Below are 20,727 nucleotides of genomic sequence, written 5' to 3'. Positions count from 1 at the left end.
TCTCAACACCCCCCGGGCCCCCGCCCCCCCCACCCCCCCCCACTCCCCCCCCCCCCCCCCCCACCGCCGGGCCCCCCCCCCCGGCGGGCCGCCCCCCCCCTCACCTGAACGGGGCTGTATGCGCGCGGAGTTCGGCGGCGAGATCGGGGCGGAGGGGGTTCATCAGGGGCGGAGCACCCGCTTCGCCTCTGGCCGGACGCTGTCACCACGGTCGGCTCATCCCTGTGAACTCACCGCAGGGAGCGGAAGAACTCCCTGATGTCGCGGGTCAGCAGGTCGGGGGCCTCCAGGGCCGCGAAGTGTCCGCCGCGGTCGAAGTCGGTCCAGCGGACAATGGTGTTGGCTTCCTCGGCCCAGTGCCGGATCGCCATGTCCCCGGCGAAGTTCGCCACCGCGGTGGGCACCTCGGAACGCGTGAGGGGGAACCACCCACTCTGGGCGTGCTTCCGCCCCTCGTAGTACATCCGCGCCGCCGATCCGCCCGTCGCGGTCAGCCAGTACAGCATCACATTGGTGAGCAGGGTGTCCCGGTCGACCGCGTCCTCGGGCAGCTCGGCCGAGGGGTTCGACCACTCCCTGAACTTCTCCATGATCCAGGCGAGCTGGCCGACGGGGGAATCGGTCAGGCCGTACGCGAGGGTCTGCGGGCGGGTCGACTGGATCGCCATGTAGCCGGAGCCCTCGGTGGTGAACGCGCCGATGGCCGCGAGGCGTTGCCGCTCCTGGTCCGTGAGCTGGGCCACCGCGTCCTCGGACACGGGGCCAAGTGGCTGGAAGCCGAGGGTGGCGGCGTTCACATGGATGCCGATGACGGACTCGGGTGCGACCCGGCCGAGCTCTGGCGTGATCAACGCGCCCATGTCACCACCCTGGGCGGCGTACCGCTCGTAACCGAGGCGGCTCATCAGCTCGGCCCACGCCCGGGCCACCCGGTTCACATTCCAGCCCTTCTCGCGGGTGGGCCCGGAGAAGCCGAAGCCGGGGACGGACGGGATGACCAGGTGGAAGGCGTCGGCCGGGTCGCCGCCGTGGGCGCGCGGATCGCTCAGCGGGCCGACCAGGCCGAGGAACTCCACGATCGAGCCCGGCCAGCCGTGCGTCAGGATCAGCGGCACCGCGTCCGGCTCGGGTGAGCGGACGTGCAGGAAGTGCACCTGGGCGCCGTCGATCTCCGTCACGAACTGCGGGATCTCGTTGAGCGTGGCCTCGTGCTTGCGCCAGTCGTAGGCGTTGCGCCAGTAGTCGGCCAGGTCGCGGAGGTAGGGCAGTGAGGCGCCGTACTCCCAGCCCGCGCCCGGCAGCTCGTCCGGCCAGCGGGTCAGGTCCAGACGGGTGTGGAGATCGTCGAGCTGCGCCTGAGGGATATCGATACGGAAAGGGCGGATGGCCTGGTTTGCGCCGTTTTCTGTCATGGTTTGTACGCTACGAGGCGTTTAGGACACATGGTGTCCTGGGTGCGTCGGCAGACCCGACTCCACGCGGAAGACTGCGGCGCCAGGGATCCCGTTGTCAGCGGCGCATGGCAGCATCCGCGCCATGCGTCCTTCCGCTTCCGACTACGCGTGGTTTCGCGACAACGAGCTGTGCGACGCGTACTGCATGACCTACATCAGGGACGTGCCGCCGGCCGAGTTCCTGGCCCGGTTGGATGCCACTCCCTATACCGAGCAGCAAGGGCTCCGCGCCCTGGTCTCAACGTACTGGGACGATCCCCTGGAGTTTCGGGGGCCGTGGCAGTTCGTCGGCGCGACGTCGGTGCCCGGCCGTGACGGTCCGTGGACTCTCGCCGTGGAGATCAACGGCTTCATGGGCTCTCTCACCGAGTACATGGGCCCTGCCTCGGCGGCGAGAGCCCCCGGCCCGCAATACGCAGGGGCCTGGGACGAGGGCTCGGCGTCCTGATCCCGTCCTCCTCGGACACCGCGCGGCAGGATCCGACCGGATCCGACGCCAGTCCGTGATGAAGGGGACGTATCCGGTCGGGATCTTGCTGACCTGCAGGTCCGAGAAGAGCAGGGTGAGACGGTGCGCGTTGGTGCTGCATGAGCGGTAGAAATTTCACTACTTCATCGAGGGAAGATGGAGGTGTCGCTCCACAACATGAGGGTGCGGGGGTCGCCCTTGGATTCGCCATGATCGGGGAAGACGGAGGTGCCGCCGCCCCGCCCTATGAGGGTGTCGCCCTCGGGTTCGCTGTGATCGGGGAAGACGGAGGTGCCGCCGCCCCGCCCTATGAGGGTGTCGCCCTCGGGTTCGCTGTGACCATCGTGACCGGCTGCGATCATGGTTGTGGTGCCGGTGTGCGGCGTCGCCGGGGCGGCGAATGCACTGGTAGGCAGCAGCGCGCCTCCTGCGGCCAGGCCGGTCGAGGCGGCAAGTATCACAAGACGCTGGGTGCGAGAGGTGCGGGTCATGGGAATTTACCTCCAGTGAGAAAGGGGGAAGAGGGTGTCGGACGGCCCTGTTACTTCGCGGGTCTTCCGGCAGCGGGACACATGTCCCGCAAATCGCACCGCCAGAGCTGTTCCAGGCGATGGGGGCGGGTCACCGGCTCTGTATGAACCCATGCCTCTAGTAAGCCCCGGTACGCGAGGCGCGTCATGCCGCTGCATTCCGGGACTTGACGGATGGTTGCGGTCTCGATAAGTGGGACATGGTCACCCGGCCGGGACCTGGCGCGCGACCGCCGGGCAGCGTGCAGGTCTGAACGAAGCGGTGCTCGCCAGCCTCGTGGAGAGCTTGGCCGACCACCTCAACGCTGCGCCAGCAACAGTCATCCCTGTTTCAGGTGCCGGATCAGCTGCTGGAACGTGGTCCAGGTCTGGGGGTCGGTCCCCCAGGGGGTAATGCAGGGCGGGCTCGGTCGGGTGGCCGAGGTGCCTGGGGGCGGGGCCGAGGGGTGGGTGTTGGGCTCGGGTGCGGGCGGTGTTCTCGAGCTCGTCGTGGGCGAGGGTGAATGTGACGGGGATGGGCGGGGGTTCGAGGTGGGGGGAACGGTGAGGTCGCGGCGGGCCGTGCGGAGTGAAGTGAGCAGGGTTGCGAGGCCGTGCTCTGTGGCGAGGGGCTCGATCGTGTCCAGGGGTGGGACTTCGTCCTGGCCGTAGCCGACGGCGAGGGTGATGTCCTCCTCGACGCCTGCCGGGGTACGGGTGACGCGGACGGTGGCGAGGGCGGGGCGGTCGGGGTGGCCGACGGCGATCAGCCAGGTGGGCCGCGGGGCTCGGGAGCAGTCGCCGAGCTGGCCGCCGGAACAGTCGCGTTCGAGCGCCCGGTGCCTCCGCAGCCTCTGAGTCCGGAGAGCGAGGCATTTTTCGAGCAGTACCCCCGGGAGGCCTTCACACCAGTGCCCGGCGAGCAACTCGCCACCTGGAAGCTGGCGGACGCCATGAACAACCAGGAGATCCTCTTCCAGACCCGCGCCTCACACTCCGCCGACGCCACCGACGCCCAGTTGGGAAACCTGTGCCTCGCCGCTGAGTTGGGCGCCACGCTCTTCCGTACGACGCTGCCCGAACCCGGCACCGACGTCGAGGTGACGATCGACGGCAGCACGGTCACGTACCCCGCCTCCCGCGACGAGGACGCCGGGCCCGCGACAGACCGGGCGCTGCAGGAGTGCGAAAGGGCGAAGAACCGGACCTTCCTCCCGCCTCCGGCAGTCCTGTTCTCCCAACTCGTCGAGGGAGACGAGGAAAGCTTCAACCTCGCGCTGCTCGACGCCCTCGAAGCCCACCGCGACCATCACCAGGTCGCCGCCCGGGCCACCGACTCCGACGCCGCGATCAACCTCGACATCCTGGCCCTGACCTGCCACCGCGCATTCTCCAGGCGGCCGAACCGTTCTAGTGCCGCGGCACTGGGTTTCTTCCAGTCTTCGGTGCTTCCGGATCGGATGGGGGTACGGGTCAGTGGAAGCCGAGCATGCCGGGGGAGTCGATGTCGACGGTGACCACGCCGGGCGGATAGTCCTGTTCCCGGTCCGTGAGCAGGATCGACATTCCTGTGAACTCGGGGCGCGGCAGTGCGCAGTAGAGGGCGTGGCAGGTATCGGGGCCGCCGTAGCCGTCCCGGATCATGGTGCCGACGGTGACCGATGCGACCGTGTTCAAGTCGTCGACGACGACTGAGGAGAACGCAAGCACCCGCCGCGCAGCCTCAGCGTCCTCCGACTCCGCCCGCATGAGGCAGAGGGCGGGAATCCGGAGGAGGTCGCCCGGGGTACGCGCCATGTTCCCCGCGAGCAGATTCAACGTTTTGTGCCCGCCCGCGAGGGCACGGGTGGCGCCGGTGTCCAGAATGATCACGCGGCGGCGCCCCGCGCCATGCGGATCTTCTCGGCAGCGATCTTGTAGATGTTGCCAAGCACGTCGGGCGCCCGGTCGAACTCCTCGTCGCTGATGTCCACGCCGATCACGTCACGGACCACCTGCCGGTCGGCTGCCACCCGCTCGGCGATCTGCTCCACCGTGGGCTGCTCCGAAGCCAGCTGCTCGACGAGCTGCCCGAGGGTCATCCCCCGCTCCTTGGCGACCTGGGCAAGATGGTCGCGGACCTGCCGGGACACCTGGATGGTTGTGGTCTCTGCCATAACCCCACCATAGCCGCGCTATAACCTGCTGCGCCCCGGTTTCCCGCGAGCTTCACCCTCAGGTGGTCACGCTGGCCTCCCCCTTGACCCGCTCGACGAAAGCCGATCTGAGCCAGCCAGCCTTGCCAGAGCCCGGCCACCCGCGGCGCCGCCGGCGGTCGCGGCTCACCACGCGCGTCCGGCGGGGGCGGCAGCGCCGGGGACATGCTCGTCACGATCATCCGAGAGTCTGCCTGCGTCTCATCGGGACGGGGCCCCCGTCCCGGCAACACATGCGCACCGGCGCGTGCGATCAGGAGTGGATGCGTGCCCGTGGCTCAGGCGGGAGGCCACCACCGCGGTGCCGCCCAGGCCAGCGCGTAGCCGAAGCCGTTGATCGACCAGTGCAGGGCCGCGGGTGCCAGCAGGCTGCCGGAGCGGCGGCGCAGCTCGCACAGGACCGCGCCGGCGGCGACCATGGCGACGACGGCCGCTGCCACGGTCGGTGCCACGCCCGCCGAGCCGCTTCCGAAGGCCGTTCCCACGGCGGAGTTGGAGCGGTTGAGGCCGCGGGAGGGCAGCACGTGCCACAGGCCGAAGAGCATGGACGAGACGGCGGTGGCCCATGCCGTGCCGCGGCGGCGCCGGATCATGGCCCAGAGCACACCACGGAAGGCGGTCTCCTCCAGCAGCACGGTGCCGATCGGCACGCGCACCAGCACGCGCGACAGCAGCTGCCCGCCGGACAGGTCGGCGCCCCTGGCGTCCCGGAACGCCTCTCGGCCGGCCGGAACGGCGAGGAGGAGCAGTAGGACGACGAGGACGGCGCCGATCAGGACGGGCGCCCACCGCAGTCCCCGGCGGATCCCCGCCGCGTCGATCCCCAGGTCGGCCCGGGTGAGACCGTCCCAGCGGGCGATCAGCAGCAGGACGGCCGTCGCGGCCACGCACGTGAGGACGTACGCAAGGGGGCCGCCCGCGAGCCAGTTGTTGATCAGGTTCGCGGCGGCCAGGACGGCAACGACACAGACGATCCGCATCCTGGTTCCAGGATCCCGCAGCTGGTGGCGGGATGCCCCGGACGCCGTTGGTTCGCTCAGGTCAGGAGGAGGGATTTGCCGAGGGTGGTGCGTTGGGCGAGGGACGTGTGGGCGTCGCTCGCCCGTTCCAGCGGATAGGTCGCGCCGATGACGGGGTGGATGCGGTCCTGCGCGGTCAGCGTGAGCGCCTGTGTGAGCGCGTCCCGCACGGTGGTCTGGTCGGGCGGGCCGGACTCCAGTGCGTTGGTCACCTGCACCTGCCGTCGTTCGGCTGCCTTGGGATCGATGTCGGCGAACGCGCCGCTGGACGTGCCGTAGGTGATGAATCGGCCGCCACTTGCCACCGCTTCGAAAGCCGCCTTGCCGAGTTCTCCTCCCGCGCCGTCGAAGGCCAGGTCGACACCGGAGCCGCCGGCCGCCTCGCGGACCTGGTGCTGCCATCCCTGCTGCGAGTAGTCGATCGCGATCTCCGCGCCCAGTTCCCGGGCCAGCGCGAGCTTGCGCTCGCCCCGGGCCGCCGCGACGACCCGGGCTCCGGCGGTGCGCGCCAGTTGCACCAGCAGCGAGCCCGCCCCGCCGGTGGCCGCGGCCACCAGGACCCACTCGCCCGGTGCGATCTTCGCCTTGTCGGTGAGAATCATGGCGGTGACCCCGTCGTGGAGTACGGCCGCCGCATCGAGGGAGCTCACTCCGTCGGGAACCTCCACGATCTCCTCCACGGCGGCGGCGAGCTGCTCGGCATAGCCGCCGGTGGACGCCCGGGCGACGACATGGCGCCCGATCCAACCGGGGTCCACCCCCTCCCCCACGGACAGCACCCGCCCCGCGCCGCCGCCACCGGGTACGTAGGGAGGCTTGACCGGGAAGTACTCCCCTCCCCAGCCGGCGCGCAGCAGCGTGTCGAGGTAGATGACGTCGGCGGCGGCCAGCCCCACCACGACCTGTCCCGGACCGGCCACCGGATCGGGAACCTCCTCGGGCACCAGCACCTCGGGGCCGCCGAACTCCCGCACCTGAATCGCACGCATCACGAACACATCCCTGTTCTGTGGACATCGCAGAGGCAGCCTCAACCTAGAACCTCAAGCAAAGTCGAGGTCAATTCGTTCCTCGGCGGGAGATCGCCTTCGGGATGGCGGCCCCGGGGGCAGACCCTCGGGATGGGCCTCAATTTCAACGATCACTACCACCAGCTGCTGCTGAAGCAGGTACCGGACGGGGCGCGGACCGCGCTGGACGTCGGGTGCGGGACGGGGCGGTTCGCGCGGCTGCTCGCGGGGCGGGGCCTGGAGGTCGACGGGATCGACGCGAATGCGGAGGTCATTGAGGCGGCGCGCGCGGCTGGGGGTGGACCTCGGTACCGTCAGGCCGATGTGCGCGAGGGGCAACTGCCCGACGGTCGGTACGACTTCATCTCGTGCATCGCCAGTCTCCACCACATGCCGTTCGAGACCGTGCTGACGTTGCGGCAAGCCCTCGCCCCGGGCGGTGTTCTGGCGGTGCTGGGGCCCTATCCGGTCAGAACGGCGACCGACTTCGCGTGGGCCCTGCCGACATTGTGCCTGCTCAGGGCGGACCGTGTATTGAGCAGGCGCGACCGCGCCCCGTCCGTGCAGATCCCGATGGTCTGGCCGCCTCCACTGTCGTACGGCGAAGCCCGCGCCGAGTCCGCCCGTCCACTGCCCGGCTCGACTCTGCGCCGCCTGCTGTTCTGGCGGTATCTGCTGGTGTACCGGGCTTGAGAGTCGTCATCAGGGGTCTCGGTGACGGTCTCGACGGAGCGCCGGGCATTCCTCGATCAGCGGCGACGAGGGGCCGAGATGCGATCTCGTCAGCCCGCGCGGACGATTGATCGAGAGAACTGTTGCTCCATCCGTACGACCACCCCTGATGCCCATGTTGCTCGCAGACAAGAACGCCGTGATCTACGGAGCCGGTGGGGCGATCGGCGGCGCGGTCGCTCGCGCCTTTGCCCGAGAGGGAGCCAAGGTCTTCCTCGCCGGTCGTACCGAGGCCAAGCTTCAGGCCGTGGCCGGGGAGATCGTCGGCTCGGGAGGAACGGCAGAGACCGCTCAGGTCGATGCGCTCGACGAGCAGTCCGTCAACGAGTGCGTCGCCCGCATCGTCAAGGCAGCCGGGAGAGTCGACGTTTCGTTCAACGCCATCGGGCTGGACGAAGTTCAGGGGATACCGCTCATCGAGATGTCCTACGACGACTTCGCCCGCCCGATCACCATCGCGACCAGAACGCAGTTCCTGACCGCGAAGGCGGTCGCGCCGCACATGATCGAGGCGGGATCGGGTGTGATCATGATGATCACGGCGTCGCCGTCCCGGATTCCCTTCCCCCTCGTCGGCGGCTTCGGCGTCACCTGCGCCGCGCTGGAGGGCTTCTCCCGCACTCTGGCGGCGGAGCTCGGACCCAAGGGTGTGCGCGTCATCTGCCTGCGCTCGGCCGGATCGGTGGAGTCGATCGAGGACGTGTTGGACAAGCACGCCGGCACCATCGGGATGACGCGTGACGAGTTCATCGCCGATCTCACGGACATGACGCTGCTGAAGCGGTTGCCCTCGCTCGCCGACGTCGGCAATGTCGCGGCGCTCATGGCATCGGACTACGCCGGCGCCATGACCGGAGCAGTACCCAATGTGACCTGCGGTCAGGTGGTCGACTGACGGGTGCCGTCGGGGCGCGGCAGATAAAGGGAGCCATTTGCGGGGGTCAGGCATGTCGGTGGGGCCACCGCCGATCAGTTCGGCGGTGGCCCCGTGCTTGTGCCGTCAGTCGTCCTTCGCGCCCAGGTCCGCCCGGCCGAACAACAGGGCGTAACCCGGAGGGAGTTGCTTCAGGACGCGGTTGGTCAGGGGGTCGCCGATCAGGGGTGGCAGGACGCTCAGGACCGAGCTCACGTCCCAGCGGGCCGTGGCCGGGGTGGCGCCCTCGATGCGGGCTGCCACCAAGTCGACGAACTCCGCTGCCGTCAGGGGGCGGGTCGCCGCGAGCTGGGAAGCGATGACATCAGCCGCCTCCTCCGGGAGGGCTCGGGCCAGAGCCAGTCGTTCGTCGCCCGTGACGTGGCCGCCCAGGGCGGAGAGGACGATGCGGATGATGCGTTCGGCTTCCGCGCTCGTCGTGTACTGGCCCGCGTCCCGTACCGCCTCGACCAGGGCCGTCCAGCCGTCGCTCGCCGGGTGGCGCCGCGGTGCCGGTGCGGGGTGGGGGGTGGTGACGGGTGCGGGCGTCGTCGGGGTCGGCACCGTCGTGGTCATCGTGCGGCTCCTCCTCCGGGTCCGATGGGTCCGATGGGCACAGGGGACGCGTCCCGCGGACCCGTAGGGCGTACGGCGTACGGGTCCGCGGGACGCTCTGCGTCGGCTGCTGCGGTCAGCTGCTGATCTGCTTGCGGCTGTCACCGCCGGTGATCTGGATGCGGCGCGGCTTCGCCTGCTCCGCCACGGGGATGCGCAGGGTCAGGACGCCGGCTTCGTACGAGGCGTCGATACGGTCCGTGTCGAGCGTGTCACCGAGGAAGAGCTGACGGGTGAAGCTACCCGTGGGCCGCTCGTCGACGATGAGTTCCGCGCCCTCGGGGGCGGGGGAACGGCGCTCGGCGCGGACGTTCAGGACGTTGCGTTCGACGTCCAGCTCGACCGTCTCGGGGTCGATGCCGGGCAGGTCGAAGTGGACGATGAAGTCGTCCCCGGCCCGGTAGGCCTCCATCGGCATCGCCGCCGGGCGGGTCGGGCCGAACACCTGCTGCGCGAGTCGGTCGAACTCACGGAACGGGTCGGTGCGCATGAGCATCACGGGTCACTCCTTTCCTGAAGGGGCTGGTGTGCGATGCCCTACGGCTTCTTATATAACTCCGGGGAGAAAACTTGACAAGGTCCGACTCAGGTTCAGTGCTGCGGTGCAGGTGAGCGTTAGCCTCGATGCAGCAGACCCTCGTACGCAGGAGGCACGGATGGCCAGGGTTCCCAGCGCACTCGTCGCCGCGAGTGGGCTCGTCGGCGGGTACGGCGTCGCCCGCTGGACGAAGAAGAGGCAGCTCGGCGGGGCCGTACTGGCCGTCGCGGGGGCCGCGGCCGCGCAGCAGTGGCGGGAGCGGGCCGGCGGGAAGGCCGCGGGGGCGCTGACCGCCGGATACGTCGCCGCGTTCGGCGCGTCCCATCCGCTGGCCAAGAAGGTGGGCGCCTGGCCCGCCGTGTTCGGGGTGGCGGGGGCTGTTGCCCTTGCGTCCTGGGCCGTCGCCGACCGGCGGGCGTGAGCTCACGCGGCAGCACCATCCGGCCGCGCCCAGTTTTTGTTATCGGCCCCCGTCCCCGCACGTCTCCTCACCGTCCCCGCGCAAGCACGCCACCGACGACGTTGAGGTACGACGACGTGACACGACAGATCAGCCGACGGACCATGCTCAAGGCAACCGGTGCCGCAGCCGGAGCCGTCGGCATGAGTACGGTCCTCGCACCGGCCCCCGCGACCGCCGCCCCCGCCGCCTTCGCCCACCCGGGCCTCCTGCACACCGCCGCCGACCTGGACCGTATGGCCGCGAAGGTCAAGGCGGGCGCCGCGCCCTACACCGCCGGGTTCGCCAAGCTGACCGCCAACCGGCATGCGCAGAGCGGCTGGACGGCCAACCCGCAGGCCACCGTCTACCGAGGAGCGGGCAGCCCGCAGAACTACACGATCCTCTACAACGACATCCACGCCGCCTACCAGAACGCCCTGCGCGCCCACGTCTCCGGCGACACCGCGCACGCCGACACCGCGGTCGCCATCCTCAACGCCTGGTCGGCGAAACTGACGTCGATCAGCGGCTCCGCCGACCGGTTCCTCGCCGCCGGCATCTACGGCTACCAGTTCGCCAACGCCGCCGAACTCGTCCGTGAGCACGACGGCTTCGAGCTGGCGCGGTTCCAGAAGATGATGCGGGAGGTGTTCCTCCCGCTCAGTGACGACTTCCTCGTCAACCACAACGGTGCGTATGTCACCAACTACTGGACCAACTGGGATCTCACCGCGATGGCCTGCGTCCTGGCCACCGGGATCTTCTGCGACGACCGGGGTGCGGTCGACCGGGCCGTCGAGTACTTCAAGAACGGCGCCGGGCTGGGGTCCATCAAGAACGCCATCCCTGTCGTGCACGATGACGGGCTCGCCGAGTGGGTCGAGGCCGGGCGGGATCAGGGGCATGCGCTGCTCGGGATCGGGCTGATGGGGACGTTCTGCGAGATGGCGTGGAACCAGGGGATCGATCTGTACGGGTACGACGACAACCGGTTCCTCAAGGGTGCGCAGTACGTGGCCAAGTGGAGTCTCGGCGGGGATGTGCCGTATACCGCGAACACGCGTAAGAAGGGGGCGATCAACGGGTGGTCGGGGTCCGAGACGGCGAGTGAGGCTGCGGGGGTTGATCCGGCGATGACTCGTCCGATCTGGGCGATGATTGCCAACCACTACACCAAGCGGCGGGGGTTGGATGCGTCGTATGTCACGCAGATTGCCGCCAAGGCTGCGCCTGAGGGGGGTGGTGGGGACTACGGGCCCAACAGTGGGGGGTATGACCAGTTGGGGTTCGGGACGTTGGCGTTCACCCGGGATCGGGGGGAGGTTGGGGCGTCCTCGTCGCCTACACCTACGCCTACGCCGACGCCGGGCGGTACAGCGTCCGAGGCGGCGTCCTCGGCTCCTTCCGGGCAGCCGTCGCCGGCCGGCGGAACCCCGTCCGCCTCGGCCGCTGCGGATGGCGACCTCGCTGCCACTGGTGCGGGGGACGTCGTGGGTTGGGTTGCCGCTACTGGTGTCACCGCCCTCGCGGGTGGGCTGTTGCTGCTGCGCCGTCGGGGGCGTGCGGGGGGCGGGGGTCGGTAGGCGCCCGGCGTGGGTGCGGGCGGGTGGGGTTCGCTCGCCCGCGCTGACGGGGTGCCGCTGCGCCCACCCGTGCCGCCCCAGCGGCACGACTGCCCGCAGCTGCGGCGGTTCACGCTCCCAGTGCGTGCGTCACCGTGTAGATCAGCAGGCCCGCCAGTGAGCCCACCACCGTGCCGTTGATGCGGATGAACTGCAGGTCGCGGCCGATGTTGGCCTCGATCTTCTTTGTGGTGTGCTCGGCGTCCCAGCTGGCCACGGTGTCTGTGATCAGGGAGGTGATCTCCTTGCGGTACGTCGTCACGACGTGCACCGCGGCGCCCTCGACCCAGCTGTCGACCTTGCCCTGGATCTTGGGTTCGGTGGCCATGCGGGCGCCCAGCGACAGCAGGGACGCCCGCACCCGCAGCCGTAGCTCGCTGCGCTCGTCCTCGGCCGCGGCCACGATCATGGAGCGTACGGCGGTCCAGGCGGAGGCGATCAGGTCCTGGACCTCGCCGCGGCCCAGCACCTCGCCCTTGAGCCGCTCCACGCGCGCGCGGGTGTCGGTGTCGGACTGCAGGTCGGAGGCGAAGTCGGTGAGGAAGCGGTCGAGGGTGCCGCGCGCCGGGTGGGAGGGCATGTCGCGCATCTCGGTGACGAAGCGCAGCAGCTCCTTGTAGACCCGCTCGCCGACCTTCTTGTCGACGAACCGCGGGGTCCAGCCGGGCGCGCCGCCCTGCACGGCGTCCATGACCTGCTCGTCGTGCAGCACCAGCCAGTCGTGCGCGCGGGAGACGACGAGGTCGACGACGCGTTTGTGGCCGCCGTCGAGGACGATCTTCTCCAGCATCTTGCCTATGCCGGGCGCGATCTCCTGGATGTTGGCGCGCCGGGTGATCGCCTCGCCGACCACGGCCTGGACGTCGGAGTCGCGCAGCACGGTCAGGGCGCCTCTGAGGGCCGTCGCCAGCTCGGCGGTGACCCGGTCGGCGTTCTGCGGTTCGGCGAGCCAGGCGCCGAGGCGGCTGCCGATGCCGACGGCGCGCAGCCGCTGGCGTACGACGGCCTCGGAGAGGAAGTTCTCGCCGACGAAGTCGCCCAGCGTGACGCCCAGCTGGTCCTTCTTGGTGGGGATGATCGCGGTGTGCGGGATGGGGATGCCGAGCGGGTGGCGGAAGAGGGCGGTGACCGCGAACCAGTCGGCGAGCGCACCGACCATGCCGGCCTCGGCGGCCGCCGCGACATAGCCCGCCCAGGGTCCTGCGCCCGCGTTCGACGCCCACTTGGTGAGGACGTACACCACGGCCACGAACAGCAGCAGGCCGGTCGCGGTGAGTTTCATCCGCCGCACTCCGCGCTGCTTCTCCTCGTCGGCGGCGCTGAAGGTCGTCATGGCACGGACCGCCGAAGCAGGAACACTGCTGCGAGCACCGGCATGGTTACCGGCGGTGTCGGGCCGGGCATGCTGCTCTACGGCAGCTGCTCCGGTTTCACCATGTTCTTCCGGATTCGTACGGTCCATCCGCTCCACCCGTTCACGATCCCCCACAGCAACATTGTCCCTTCCTGACCGACTCCTGGAACGGAAGAAGAGTTCCCGGCGTCCTTCCGGGCGGGGAAGCGCAACTGTGAACTGTCGTGGCCCGAAGGGGGGTCCCGGTCAACTTCCCGCAGCTCCATGCCGCATCATGGGGTGATCAACATCGGAGCCCCGGGCTCCATTTCGCCCGAGGAGAAACGCACCGCATGACCAGGCGTCATCACGGTTATGCCTTGCTCAGCGCGATCATCGCTCTGATCGTGGGACTGTCGGTCGCCCTCTACGTCGGAGTGGCCTCCGACAACGGCACCGCCCAGCGCACGGTCGCAGGCCCCCGCCCCCACAACTCCGCCGCCCCGGCGTCCACCGGCATCTGGGTCGGCTCCTGGTCGACGTCCCCGGCCGCCGCCGAACCCGGCACCGAGACGGCCGGACTGACCGACCGCTCGGTGCGCAACGTCGTACACGCCAGCGTCGGCGGCACGAGTGCCCGGATCACGCTGTCCAACCTCTACGGCCGGCAGCCGCTGACCATCACCCACGCGACGATCGCCCTCGCCGCCGCCGACGACAGCGCAGCCGCCGCGGCCGACACGATGCGGCGACTGACGTTCAACGGCACCACCACGGTCGTCGTCCCGGCCGGGCGGCAGGTGGTGAGCGACGCCGCGCGCCTGACCATCCCGCCCGACAGCGACGTCCTGGTCACCACGTACTCCCCCGCCGAGCCGGGGCCGGTCACCGTCCACGCGCATGCACGCCAGATCTCCTACGCCGCACAGGGCGACTACGCCGAGGACGTCACCGGCGCCCCCTACACCGAGCCGGTCGAGTCCTGGCGGTATCTGACCGCGCTGGACGTGCTCAGCGGGGAGTCCGACGGCACCCTGGTCGCCTTCGGCGACTCCCTCACCGAGGGCCACTCCTCGACCGTGGGCGCCAACCGGCGCTGGACCGACGTCCTCGCCCAGCGGCTGCGCGAGGCGGCCGACGCCGGGCAGGACGTGCCCCGCTACGGCATCGTCAACCAGGGCATCGGCGGCAACCGCATCCTGACCGGCGGTAACGGCCGCCCCGCCGACAACCCCAGCGGGCTCAACCGTTTCTCCCGTGACGTCCTGGGCCGTACGAACGTCAAGGTCGTCGTCATCGATCTCGGCGTCAACGACATCCTGCGCAATCCTCCGGTGACCGACCCCGACCAGATCCTCGACGGCCTGCGCACCCTGGTCCGCCAGGCGCACGCCAACGGCATCAAGGTCGTCGGCGCGACCCTGATGCCGTTCCAGGGGCACCGCGGCTACACCGACGCCCGCGAATCCATACGGCAGGAGATCAACGCCGAGATCCGCTCTGGGCGGGTGTTCGACGCGGTCGTCGACTTCGACGAGGCCCTGCGGGATCCGTACAACCCGCGCAAGTTCCGCTCCGACTACGACTCGGGCGATCATCTGCACCCCAACGACAAGGGGTATGCGCGGATGGCGGAGGAGTTCGACCTCGAGGACCTGAAGGGGTCGGTGCCGGCGCAGCTGTAACGCCGCCGCTGGCGGGGGTGGATCGCGTGGCCCGGCGTTGGCGGGGTGCCGCCCGCGCCCACCCGTGCCGCCCCAGCGGCACGACTGCCCGCGGGCTACGCCGGTCACTCCTCCCGGCGCCGCTCCCGCTTCTCCCGCCGCTGCTCACGCAGATCGTCCATCAGGTCCTGATGTCCCTCGATCATCCGGCGGTGCGCCTCCTCAACGTCCTCCCGGAACGAGGAGTGCAGATCCCGCATCGCCGCCTTGCGCTCCAGCTTCCCCTTCCGCCGCTCCTCCTTCAGCCGCTTCCGCTCGGCCCGGGTCAGCTTCCGCTCCACGCCGACCCCGCCCCAGAAGGCGAACCCGGAGACGATCACCCGCGGGGCGCCAGGGTCGCCCGGCACGCCCTCCTCGCGCTGATCGAAGCCGCCCATGATCCCGATGCCGCGCACCACGACCTCGACGCCGGGCGGCACGGTGACGTTCAACCCGCCCATGATCGCGATGCAGTTGATCTCGACCTCGCGGTCGGCGAAGTTCGCCTCGCGCAGATCGATCTCGCCGCCGCCCCAGAAGGCGAAGCAGGTGAACCGCTTCGGCACCGTCCAGCGCCCCTTGCGCTGAAATCCCGACATCACGGCGACACCCCACGTCGACGTGCCCTCGCCGCCGACGATCCGCTCCGCCCAACTCCCGTTCTCCGCCGGCTCCTTGACCAGCGAGATCGAGGGGGCCGGGGCGCCGCCGGCGACCGGCAGGTCCCGGGTGATCGGCGCCAGCTCGCCGTACGTCCGTGCCTGGTACGTCGCCTCCAGCCGTTCCTCGAACTCCGCCATGTCCAGCCGGCCCTCCGCGAGGGCGTCCCGCAGGACCTCGGCAACCCGTTCACGATCGGCGTCGGAGGCACGCAGCTCCGGGGCATCGTCGGTCATGCACAGCAGCGTACGTTTTCCCCGGCCCGGAGACTATGCGCTCAGCGCAACCCCGCCGCCTGCACGGTGCCCTACGCGGTCGCCCGGTCCGCGTACATGCGCGCGATCACCGCCTCGATGTCCGGCTCCCGCACCGACAGGTCCACCAGCGGATACTCCGCCGCGATCCGCGCCACCAGCGGCGCCGCGGACTGCGCCGCCGGGAAGGCCAGCCACTGCCGTGGCCCCTCCACCCGTACCACCCGGGCCGGTGCCGGCGCGTCGATCGGCGGCAGCTCCCGCTCCAGGTCCACGACCAGGGTCCGCTCGCTCTCCCCCGCCTCGTGCAGGCCGGCCAGCGGACCGTCGTACATCAGACGGCCGTGGTCGATGACCATCACCCGGGAGCAGAGCTGCTCGATGTCCTGCAGGTCGTGCGTGGTCAGCAGCACCGTCGTCCCGCGCTCGGTGTTCAGCTCGCGCAGGAACTCCCGCACCCGGGCCTTGGAGACGACGTCCAGGCCGATGGTCGGCTCGTCGAGGTAGAGCACCTCGGGGTCGTGCAGCAGGGCGGCCGCGATGTCGCCGCGCATCCGCTGGCCGAGGGAAAGTTGCCGCACCGGCACGTCCAACAGGGCGTCCAGCTGCAGCAGTTCCACACACTGTTCGAGGTTCGACCGGTAACGGGCGTCCGGGATCCGGTACATGCGATGCATCAGCTTGTACGAGTCGATCAGCGGCAGGTCCCACCACAGCGTCGTCCGCTGCCCGAACACCACCCCTATGCGGTGCGCGAGCCGCGTCCGCTCACGGGAAGGGTCGATGCCGGCCACCCGCAGCCGCCCGCCGCTCGGGGTCAGGATGCCGGTCAGCATCTTGATCGTGGTCGACTTGCCGGCGCCGTTCGGCCCGATGTAGCCGACCATCTCACCGCGCGCCACCGAGAACGACAGCGAGTCGACGGCCCGCACCTGACGCCGCTCCCACCTGAGGAAACCGGTCTTCTTCCGCACGTCGAAGACCTTCTCGACCCGGTCGAGTTCGATGAAGCCACCACCAGTCAACGGTCTAACTCCCTGTGCTTCGATACGACTTCAGCCCCGCCCGCCACGCCATCCCCGCGAGCGCACAGCACCCCACCGCCACCAGCGGCGGCGTGAACGCCACCCATGTCGGCAGGTCCAGCGGATACGGCCGCCCCAGCACATGACTCGCGGGCAGCCAGTTGACGAAGGCCAGCGGCAGCACGAACGTCACCCCACGCACCAGCTCCTTGCCGAACACGGTCGGCGGATACTGGAGCAGCGTCGTACCGCCGTAGGTGAACGCGTTCTGCACCTCGGAGGCGTCCTGCGCCACGAACTGGAAGGCCGCGCCCCCGACGAACACCGCGCAGAAGATCACCGCTCCGCTGACCAGCATCACCGGCATCAGCAGCACCTTCAGCGGCGTCCAGTCGATGTCCACCGTCGCCAACGCGTAGCCGAGCACCAGCGCCCCCTGCGTGACCCGGCCCAGACGGCGCAGCCCGAAACGGTCCGCGGCGACCTGCGCGAGCACCGGCGCCGGCCGCACCAGCAGCGTGTCCAGCGTGCCGTCACGCACCCGCCGCCCCAGCCGGTCCATCGACCCGATCGCCAGATCGGCAAGACCGAAAGCGACACTGGACAGGCCGTACAGGAAAGCGATCTCGGGCAGCGCATACCCGCCGAGCGCATCCACGCGGGAGAACATCAACAGGATCGCGACGAAGTCCAGCGACGTCGCCGCGAAGTTGCCGACCGTGGTCATGACGAAAGAGGCCCGGTACGCCATCGTCGAACGGATCCACATCGCGACGATCAGACCGTACGCCCGCAGCCCCTCCGCCACCCGACCGCGCTCACCCACCCTGCACCACCACCCGCCGCGTCGCCGCCGACTGCACCAGCCGCCCCACCGCAAGCAGCGCAACCGCCCACACACCCTGGAACGCGAACGTGCCCAGCGGATCGGCCCGCCCCAGCAGCACATCCGCCGGCGCCTGCAGCAGCGACGACCACGGCAGCACCCGTACGATCTCGCCCAGCAGGCCCGGGAAGACGTTCAGCGGCAGCAGCATCCCCGAACAGAAGAACCCCAGCAGCCACGCCATCTGCACCACCCCGGTGCCGTCCATCAGCCAGAACGCGCTCAGCGCCACCAGGTACCGGATCCCGAAACCGACCACCATCCCGAGCAGCACCGCCAGCAGAAAACCCGCCCACGTCACCGGATCCGACGGCAGCGCGACATCGAAGACCAGCGCCCCGAACGCGAACGGCACCACCCCACGCCCCAGCAGCTGGAACAGCGCCCGTCCCAAGTCGCCTGCCAACCACCACAGTTGGAGGTCGGCCGGCCGGTAGAGGTCGATCGCCACATCACCCGTACGGATACGCTCGATCAACTCGTCCTCGAAGCCGCCACCCCCGATCGCGAGCGTCGACAACAGCGCCTGCCCCAGCCACACATAGGTGACGGCCTGCGCCTGGTCGTACCCGCCGAGCTGCGGTCTCTCCTCCCACAGCGCCAGGTACGTGTAGACGAGGATCAGCCCGAACACGGTGTTGGTGAACACCCCGGCGACCGTGGCCACCCGGTACGTCGCGTATCGTCGGAAACCTCCCACCGCGACGGCCACGTACAACCGTCCCGCGCCCACACCCACCACCCCCCCGACCGCGCCCGGCACCGAAGCGCAGGAGCCTAGTACGCGGCCGATCCGAGCGGCCACGCAATTTCCGGGCACAACGCGTGCCGGGAACCGGGAACGGAACGCTTGGTGCGAGAGTCTTCAACAGGGGGCGCAGAAGACGTACGAGGGCGTACGGGATCGTACGAGGAGAAATTCGTACCGGAACGTACGAGGAAAACAGGAGTCCGTGCACGACATGAGCCACGAGCCGCAGCCGCAGCAGCCGACCCAGGGCGCGACGGGGGACGGCAAGCCCAAGCGGCCCAAGCGCACCGGCTGGCGCCGGATCATCCCCACCTGGCGCATGGTGTTCGGCACCTTCGTCCTCGGCGCCCTGCTGGTGATCGGCCTGTTCTTCCTCGGCTACTCACTGGTCAAGATCCCGCCGGCGAACGCCCTCGCCACCAAGCAGAGCAACGTCTACCTCTACGCAGACGGCTCCCAACTCGCCCGGGACGGCGAGGTCAACCGGGAGAACGTCACCCTCGCCCAGGTCTCCAAGGACGCCCAGCACGCCGTACTGGCCGCCGAGGACCGCGACTTCTACAGCGAGTCCGCCATCGACCCGCAGGCGATGCTCCGCGCGGCCTGGAACACCGCCACCGGCAAGGGCAAGCAGTCCGGCTCCACGATCACCCAGCAGTACGTCAAGAACTACTACCTCGCCCAGGAACAGACCCTCACCCGCAAGGTGAAGGAGTTCTTCATCTCGATCAAGCTCGATCAGGAGAAGACCAAGGACGACATCCTGGAGGGTTACCTCAACACCAGCTACTTCGGCCGCAACGCCTACGGCATCCAGGCCGCCGCCCACGCCTACTACGGCATGGACGCCACCGACCTCGACCCCGCCCGCGGCGCCTACCTCGCCGCACTGCTCAACGCACCCAGCGAGTACGACGTCGTCGCCAACCCGCAGAACAAGGCTGCCGCCGAGGCCCGTTGGAACTACGTCCTCGACGGCATGGTCAAGGAAGGCTGGCTCAGCCGCTCCGAGCGGGCCGGCCTGAAGTTCCCGATGCCGAAGGAGGCCACCGTCTCCACCGGCATGTCCGGGCAGCGCGGCTACGTCGTCGACGCGATCAAGCAGTACCTCGCCGAGAACAAGATCGTCGACCGGGACGAGCTCGAAAGGGGCGGCTACCGCATCACCACCACCCTCGAAAAGCCCCGGCAGGACGCCTTCGTCAAGGCCGTGAACGACCAGCTGATGTCCAAGCTGGACCCGAAGAACCGCAAGGTCGACACCTACGTCCGCGCAGGCGGCGCCGCCGTCGACCCCAAGACCGGCAAGGTCGTCGCCATGTACGGCGGCATCGACTACGTCAAGCAGTACACCAACGGCGCCACCCGCCGGGACTTCCAGGTCGGCTCCACCTTCAAACCGTTCGTGTTCACCTCCGCCGTCGAGAACGACTCCACCACCCAGGGCGGCACACCGATCACCCCCAACACCTACTACGACGGCACCAACAAGCGCCCCGTCCAGGGCTGGAACAGCGCCTACAACCCCGAGAACGAGGACCAGAAGTCGTACGGCGACATCACCGTCCGCGAGGCCACCGACAAGTCCGTCAACGCCGTGTACGCACAGATGGCCGTCGACGTCGGCCCCGACAAGGTCGAACAGACCGCGATCGACCTCGGCCTGCCCACCGCCACCCCGGACATGGCCCCGTACCCGTCGATCGCCCTCGGCGTGGCCACCGCCAGCGTCCTCGACATGGCCCAGGCGTACGCCACCCTCGCCAACCACGGCGAACACGGCACGTACACCATGATCGAGAAGATCACCAAGGACGGCACCGAGGTCATCGAACTGCCCGCACGCCAGACCCACCAGGCCGTCAGCCGCGAAGCCGCCGACACCACGACATCGGTCCTGCAGAGCGTCGTCGAGAACGGCACCGCCACCGCCGCCCAGGCCGCCGGCCGCCCCGCCGCGGGCAAGACCGGCACCGCCGAGGAGGACACCGCCGCCTGGTTCGCCGGCTACACCCCCGACCTCGCCACCGTCGTCGCCGTCATGGGCCAGGACCCGGTCACCGCCGACCACATGCCGCTCTACGGCGCCATGGGCCTGGACCGCGTCAACGGCGGCGGCGCGCCCGCCGACATCTGGGCCCAGTTCACCAAGGACGCCCTCGAAGGCACCCCGCCCACCGACTTCAACCTCCAGCTCCAGGACGGCGCCGAGGAATGGGACCTGCCCGAGATCCCGCCCTCCCAGAACCCCGGCACCGACACCCCCACCGACGGCGCCACACCGAGCGACGACGCCGACCAGGAGAGCCCGGACGAGACCCCGGGCGACACGACGACCGGGGGCACACCCACGGACGGGACCACCGGAGGCACGCCCACGGACGGCACGACCGGCGACACCACGACGGGTGGCACACCCACCGACGGCGGCACGACAACCGACGGCGGCACCACCACAGGCGGCGGCACCACAACCGGCGGTGACCCCACCACAAGCGGCGGAACCACCGGAGGCGGAACCACCGGAGGCACCACCGGCGGCGGCACGACCACGGGCACATCGAACTCGGCTCCGCGGTACACGATCAGACTTTGAA

At 69.7% G+C, this 20,727-nt stretch carries 21 protein-coding genes and 2 pseudogenes; 8 read left to right on the top strand and 15 right to left on the bottom strand.

What is annotated here, in order from left to right; translation table 11 throughout:
* Window positions 1-230 precede the first annotated feature (230 nt).
* Complete coding sequence (locus tag ACFVJQ_RS23975) at window positions 231-1,412, bottom strand: epoxide hydrolase family protein (protein WP_385786623.1); 1,182 nt, start codon at window positions 1,410-1,412, stop codon at window positions 231-233.
* 124 nt (window positions 1,413-1,536) lie between these two features.
* Here ACFVJQ_RS23975 and ACFVJQ_RS23970 point away from each other — a divergent pair, with 124 nt between their 5' ends.
* Window positions 1,537-1,902, top strand: a complete 366-nt coding sequence (locus tag ACFVJQ_RS23970) for a DUF6461 domain-containing protein (RefSeq protein WP_385512809.1) — start codon at window positions 1,537-1,539, stop codon at window positions 1,900-1,902.
* A gap of 164 nt (window positions 1,903-2,066) precedes the next feature.
* Here ACFVJQ_RS23970 and ACFVJQ_RS23965 read toward each other — a convergent pair whose 3' ends face one another.
* The 3 genes and pseudogenes from ACFVJQ_RS23965 to ACFVJQ_RS23955 form a co-directional block, all read right to left on the bottom strand.
* Window positions 2,067-2,414, bottom strand: coding sequence for a hypothetical protein (locus tag ACFVJQ_RS23965; RefSeq protein WP_385786620.1), 348 nt, complete (start codon window positions 2,412-2,414; stop codon window positions 2,067-2,069).
* 243 nt (window positions 2,415-2,657) lie between these two features.
* A pseudogene (locus tag ACFVJQ_RS23960) lies at window positions 2,658-2,936 on the bottom strand (hypothetical protein); the annotation flags it as partial.
* A pseudogene (locus ACFVJQ_RS23955) lies at window positions 2,840-3,358 on the bottom strand (DUF6177 family protein); the annotation flags it as partial. The pseudogenes ACFVJQ_RS23955 and ACFVJQ_RS23960, both read right to left, overlap by 97 nt.
* A gap of 27 nt (window positions 3,359-3,385) precedes the next feature.
* Between ACFVJQ_RS23955 and ACFVJQ_RS23950 the strand changes: the two are divergent.
* Window positions 3,386-3,949: an Imm49 family immunity protein gene (locus ACFVJQ_RS23950; RefSeq protein ID WP_385786725.1), complete on the top strand. Its 564-nt coding sequence runs from the start codon at window positions 3,386-3,388 to the stop codon at window positions 3,947-3,949.
* On the opposite strand, the gene ACFVJQ_RS23945 is transcribed toward ACFVJQ_RS23950, so the two are convergent.
* From ACFVJQ_RS23945 to ACFVJQ_RS23930, 4 genes are all read right to left on the bottom strand, one after another.
* Window positions 3,906-4,304, bottom strand: coding sequence for a hypothetical protein (locus tag ACFVJQ_RS23945; RefSeq protein ID WP_385512807.1), 399 nt, complete (start codon window positions 4,302-4,304; stop codon window positions 3,906-3,908). The two genes, ACFVJQ_RS23950 and ACFVJQ_RS23945, sit on opposite strands and share 44 nt — an antisense overlap.
* Entirely contained in the window at window positions 4,301-4,588 is a 288-nt protein-coding gene (locus ACFVJQ_RS23940; RefSeq protein ID WP_385512806.1) for a hypothetical protein, read from the bottom strand. The genes ACFVJQ_RS23945 and ACFVJQ_RS23940 overlap by 4 nt, the downstream gene beginning before the upstream one ends.
* Before the next feature lie 317 nt (window positions 4,589-4,905).
* Window positions 4,906-5,607: a CPBP family intramembrane glutamic endopeptidase gene (locus ACFVJQ_RS23935; protein WP_385512805.1), complete on the bottom strand. Its 702-nt coding sequence runs from the start codon at window positions 5,605-5,607 to the stop codon at window positions 4,906-4,908.
* A 56-nt stretch (window positions 5,608-5,663) separates the two neighbouring features.
* Window positions 5,664-6,635, bottom strand: coding sequence for a zinc-binding dehydrogenase (locus ACFVJQ_RS23930; protein ID WP_385512804.1), 972 nt, complete (start codon window positions 6,633-6,635; stop codon window positions 5,664-5,666).
* Between the two features lie 132 nt (window positions 6,636-6,767).
* On the opposite strand from ACFVJQ_RS23930, the gene ACFVJQ_RS23925 reads away from it, so the two are divergent.
* Together ACFVJQ_RS23925 and ACFVJQ_RS23920 are read left to right on the top strand one after the other, a co-directional pair.
* On the top strand, window positions 6,768-7,349 hold the full coding sequence (locus ACFVJQ_RS23925; RefSeq protein ID WP_385786615.1) for a class I SAM-dependent methyltransferase: 582 nt from the start codon (window positions 6,768-6,770) through the stop codon (window positions 7,347-7,349).
* 154 nt (window positions 7,350-7,503) lie between these two features.
* Window positions 7,504-8,283 carry an SDR family NAD(P)-dependent oxidoreductase gene (locus ACFVJQ_RS23920; RefSeq protein ID WP_385786612.1) on the top strand — a complete coding sequence of 260 codons (780 nt, stop codon included), beginning with the start codon at window positions 7,504-7,506 and terminating at the stop codon, window positions 8,281-8,283.
* A gap of 105 nt (window positions 8,284-8,388) precedes the next feature.
* On the opposite strand, the gene ACFVJQ_RS23915 is transcribed toward ACFVJQ_RS23920, so the two are convergent.
* The gene (locus ACFVJQ_RS23915) at window positions 8,389-8,877 is read right to left on the bottom strand and encodes a DUF2267 domain-containing protein (RefSeq protein ID WP_385786609.1); all 489 of its coding nucleotides are present in this window, start codon (window positions 8,875-8,877) and stop codon (window positions 8,389-8,391) included.
* Window positions 8,878-8,992: 115 nt separating this feature from the next.
* On the bottom strand, window positions 8,993-9,412 hold the full coding sequence (locus ACFVJQ_RS23910; protein ID WP_385512835.1) for an Hsp20/alpha crystallin family protein: 420 nt from the start codon (window positions 9,410-9,412) through the stop codon (window positions 8,993-8,995).
* A gap of 160 nt (window positions 9,413-9,572) precedes the next feature.
* Here ACFVJQ_RS23910 and ACFVJQ_RS23905 point away from each other — a divergent pair, with 160 nt between their 5' ends.
* Both ACFVJQ_RS23905 and ACFVJQ_RS23900 read left to right on the top strand, forming a co-directional pair.
* A complete protein-coding gene (locus ACFVJQ_RS23905) occupies window positions 9,573-9,875 on the top strand; it encodes a hypothetical protein (RefSeq protein WP_385512800.1) in 303 nt (100 codons plus the stop codon).
* Window positions 9,876-10,018: 143 nt separating this feature from the next.
* Window positions 10,019-11,479 (top strand): alginate lyase family protein, encoded by a 1,461-nt coding sequence (locus ACFVJQ_RS23900; protein WP_385786723.1) that lies wholly within the window; start codon window positions 10,019-10,021, stop codon window positions 11,477-11,479.
* Window positions 11,480-11,588: 109 nt separating this feature from the next.
* Here ACFVJQ_RS23900 and ACFVJQ_RS23895 read toward each other — a convergent pair whose 3' ends face one another.
* The gene (locus tag ACFVJQ_RS23895; RefSeq protein ID WP_385786720.1) at window positions 11,589-12,980 is read right to left on the bottom strand and encodes a DUF445 domain-containing protein; all 1,392 of its coding nucleotides are present in this window, start codon (window positions 12,978-12,980) and stop codon (window positions 11,589-11,591) included.
* 224 nt (window positions 12,981-13,204) lie between these two features.
* Between ACFVJQ_RS23895 and ACFVJQ_RS23890 the strand changes: the two genes are divergently transcribed.
* A complete protein-coding gene (locus ACFVJQ_RS23890) occupies window positions 13,205-14,536 on the top strand; it encodes an SGNH/GDSL hydrolase family protein (RefSeq protein WP_385512799.1) in 1,332 nt (443 codons plus the stop codon).
* A gap of 104 nt (window positions 14,537-14,640) precedes the next feature.
* Here ACFVJQ_RS23890 and ACFVJQ_RS23885 read toward each other — a convergent pair whose 3' ends face one another.
* The 4 genes from ACFVJQ_RS23885 to ACFVJQ_RS23870 all read right to left on the bottom strand — a co-directional run bounded on the left by ACFVJQ_RS23885 (window position 14,641) and on the right by ACFVJQ_RS23870 (window position 18,112).
* On the bottom strand, window positions 14,641-15,450 hold the full coding sequence (locus tag ACFVJQ_RS23885; RefSeq protein ID WP_385786605.1) for a DUF1707 domain-containing protein: 810 nt from the start codon (window positions 15,448-15,450) through the stop codon (window positions 14,641-14,643).
* 71 nt (window positions 15,451-15,521) lie between these two features.
* Window positions 15,522-16,493 carry an ATP-binding cassette domain-containing protein gene (locus ACFVJQ_RS23880; RefSeq protein ID WP_385512797.1) on the bottom strand — a complete coding sequence of 324 codons (972 nt, stop codon included), beginning with the start codon at window positions 16,491-16,493 and terminating at the stop codon, window positions 15,522-15,524.
* Between the two features lie 4 nt (window positions 16,494-16,497).
* Window positions 16,498-17,262, bottom strand: coding sequence for an ABC transporter permease (locus tag ACFVJQ_RS23875; protein WP_385512832.1), 765 nt, complete (start codon window positions 17,260-17,262; stop codon window positions 16,498-16,500).
* Between the two features lie 49 nt (window positions 17,263-17,311).
* Window positions 17,312-18,112 (bottom strand): ABC-2 family transporter protein, encoded by an 801-nt coding sequence (locus ACFVJQ_RS23870; protein ID WP_224735680.1) that lies wholly within the window; start codon window positions 18,110-18,112, stop codon window positions 17,312-17,314.
* A gap of 229 nt (window positions 18,113-18,341) precedes the next feature.
* Here ACFVJQ_RS23870 and ACFVJQ_RS23865 point away from each other — a divergent pair, with 229 nt between their 5' ends.
* Complete coding sequence (locus tag ACFVJQ_RS23865; protein WP_385786602.1) at window positions 18,342-20,726, top strand: transglycosylase domain-containing protein; 2,385 nt, start codon at window positions 18,342-18,344, stop codon at window positions 20,724-20,726.
* Window position 20,727: the final 1 nt, after the last annotated feature.

This window comes from Streptomyces sp. NPDC127197, from assembly GCF_042672405.1.
GTDB classification, from domain to species: Bacteria; Actinomycetota; Actinomycetes; order Streptomycetales; family Streptomycetaceae; genus Streptomyces; species Streptomyces flavusporus.
The sequence above is the reverse complement of the archived record's forward strand: the minus strand, read 5'-3'. Positions and strand labels throughout refer to the sequence as shown.

Excerpts from the sequence above, each read along its gene's own strand:
- ACFVJQ_RS23975 (WP_385786623.1), bottom strand. The coding sequence starts at position 1,412 with ATGACAGAAAACGGCGCAAACCAGGCCATCCGCCCTTTCCGTATCGAT.
- ACFVJQ_RS23970 (WP_385512809.1), top strand. The coding sequence starts at position 1,537 with ATGCGTCCTTCCGCTTCCGACTACGCGTGGTTTCGCGACAACGAGCTG.
- ACFVJQ_RS23965 (WP_385786620.1), bottom strand. The coding sequence starts at position 2,414 with ATGACCCGCACCTCTCGCACCCAGCGTCTTGTGATACTTGCCGCCTCG.
- ACFVJQ_RS23950 (WP_385786725.1), top strand. The coding sequence starts at position 3,386 with ATGAACAACCAGGAGATCCTCTTCCAGACCCGCGCCTCACACTCCGCC.
- ACFVJQ_RS23940 (WP_385512806.1), bottom strand. The coding sequence starts at position 4,588 with ATGGCAGAGACCACAACCATCCAGGTGTCCCGGCAGGTCCGCGACCAT.
- ACFVJQ_RS23935 (WP_385512805.1), bottom strand. The coding sequence starts at position 5,607 with ATGCGGATCGTCTGTGTCGTTGCCGTCCTGGCCGCCGCGAACCTGATC.
- ACFVJQ_RS23930 (WP_385512804.1), bottom strand. The coding sequence starts at position 6,635 with ATGCGTGCGATTCAGGTGCGGGAGTTCGGCGGCCCCGAGGTGCTGGTG.
- ACFVJQ_RS23925 (WP_385786615.1), top strand. The coding sequence starts at position 6,768 with ATGGGCCTCAATTTCAACGATCACTACCACCAGCTGCTGCTGAAGCAG.
- ACFVJQ_RS23920 (WP_385786612.1), top strand. The coding sequence starts at position 7,504 with ATGTTGCTCGCAGACAAGAACGCCGTGATCTACGGAGCCGGTGGGGCG.
- ACFVJQ_RS23915 (WP_385786609.1), bottom strand. The coding sequence starts at position 8,877 with ATGACCACGACGGTGCCGACCCCGACGACGCCCGCACCCGTCACCACC.
- ACFVJQ_RS23910 (WP_385512835.1), bottom strand. The coding sequence starts at position 9,412 with ATGCTCATGCGCACCGACCCGTTCCGTGAGTTCGACCGACTCGCGCAG.
- ACFVJQ_RS23905 (WP_385512800.1), top strand. The coding sequence starts at position 9,573 with ATGGCCAGGGTTCCCAGCGCACTCGTCGCCGCGAGTGGGCTCGTCGGC.
- ACFVJQ_RS23900 (WP_385786723.1), top strand. The coding sequence starts at position 10,019 with ATGCTCAAGGCAACCGGTGCCGCAGCCGGAGCCGTCGGCATGAGTACG.
- ACFVJQ_RS23895 (WP_385786720.1), bottom strand. The coding sequence starts at position 12,980 with ATGGACCGTACGAATCCGGAAGAACATGGTGAAACCGGAGCAGCTGCC.
- ACFVJQ_RS23890 (WP_385512799.1), top strand. The coding sequence starts at position 13,205 with ATGACCAGGCGTCATCACGGTTATGCCTTGCTCAGCGCGATCATCGCT.
- ACFVJQ_RS23885 (WP_385786605.1), bottom strand. The coding sequence starts at position 15,450 with ATGACCGACGATGCCCCGGAGCTGCGTGCCTCCGACGCCGATCGTGAA.
- ACFVJQ_RS23875 (WP_385512832.1), bottom strand. The coding sequence starts at position 17,262 with ATGTGGATCCGTTCGACGATGGCGTACCGGGCCTCTTTCGTCATGACC.
- ACFVJQ_RS23865 (WP_385786602.1), top strand. The coding sequence starts at position 18,342 with ATGAGCCACGAGCCGCAGCCGCAGCAGCCGACCCAGGGCGCGACGGGG.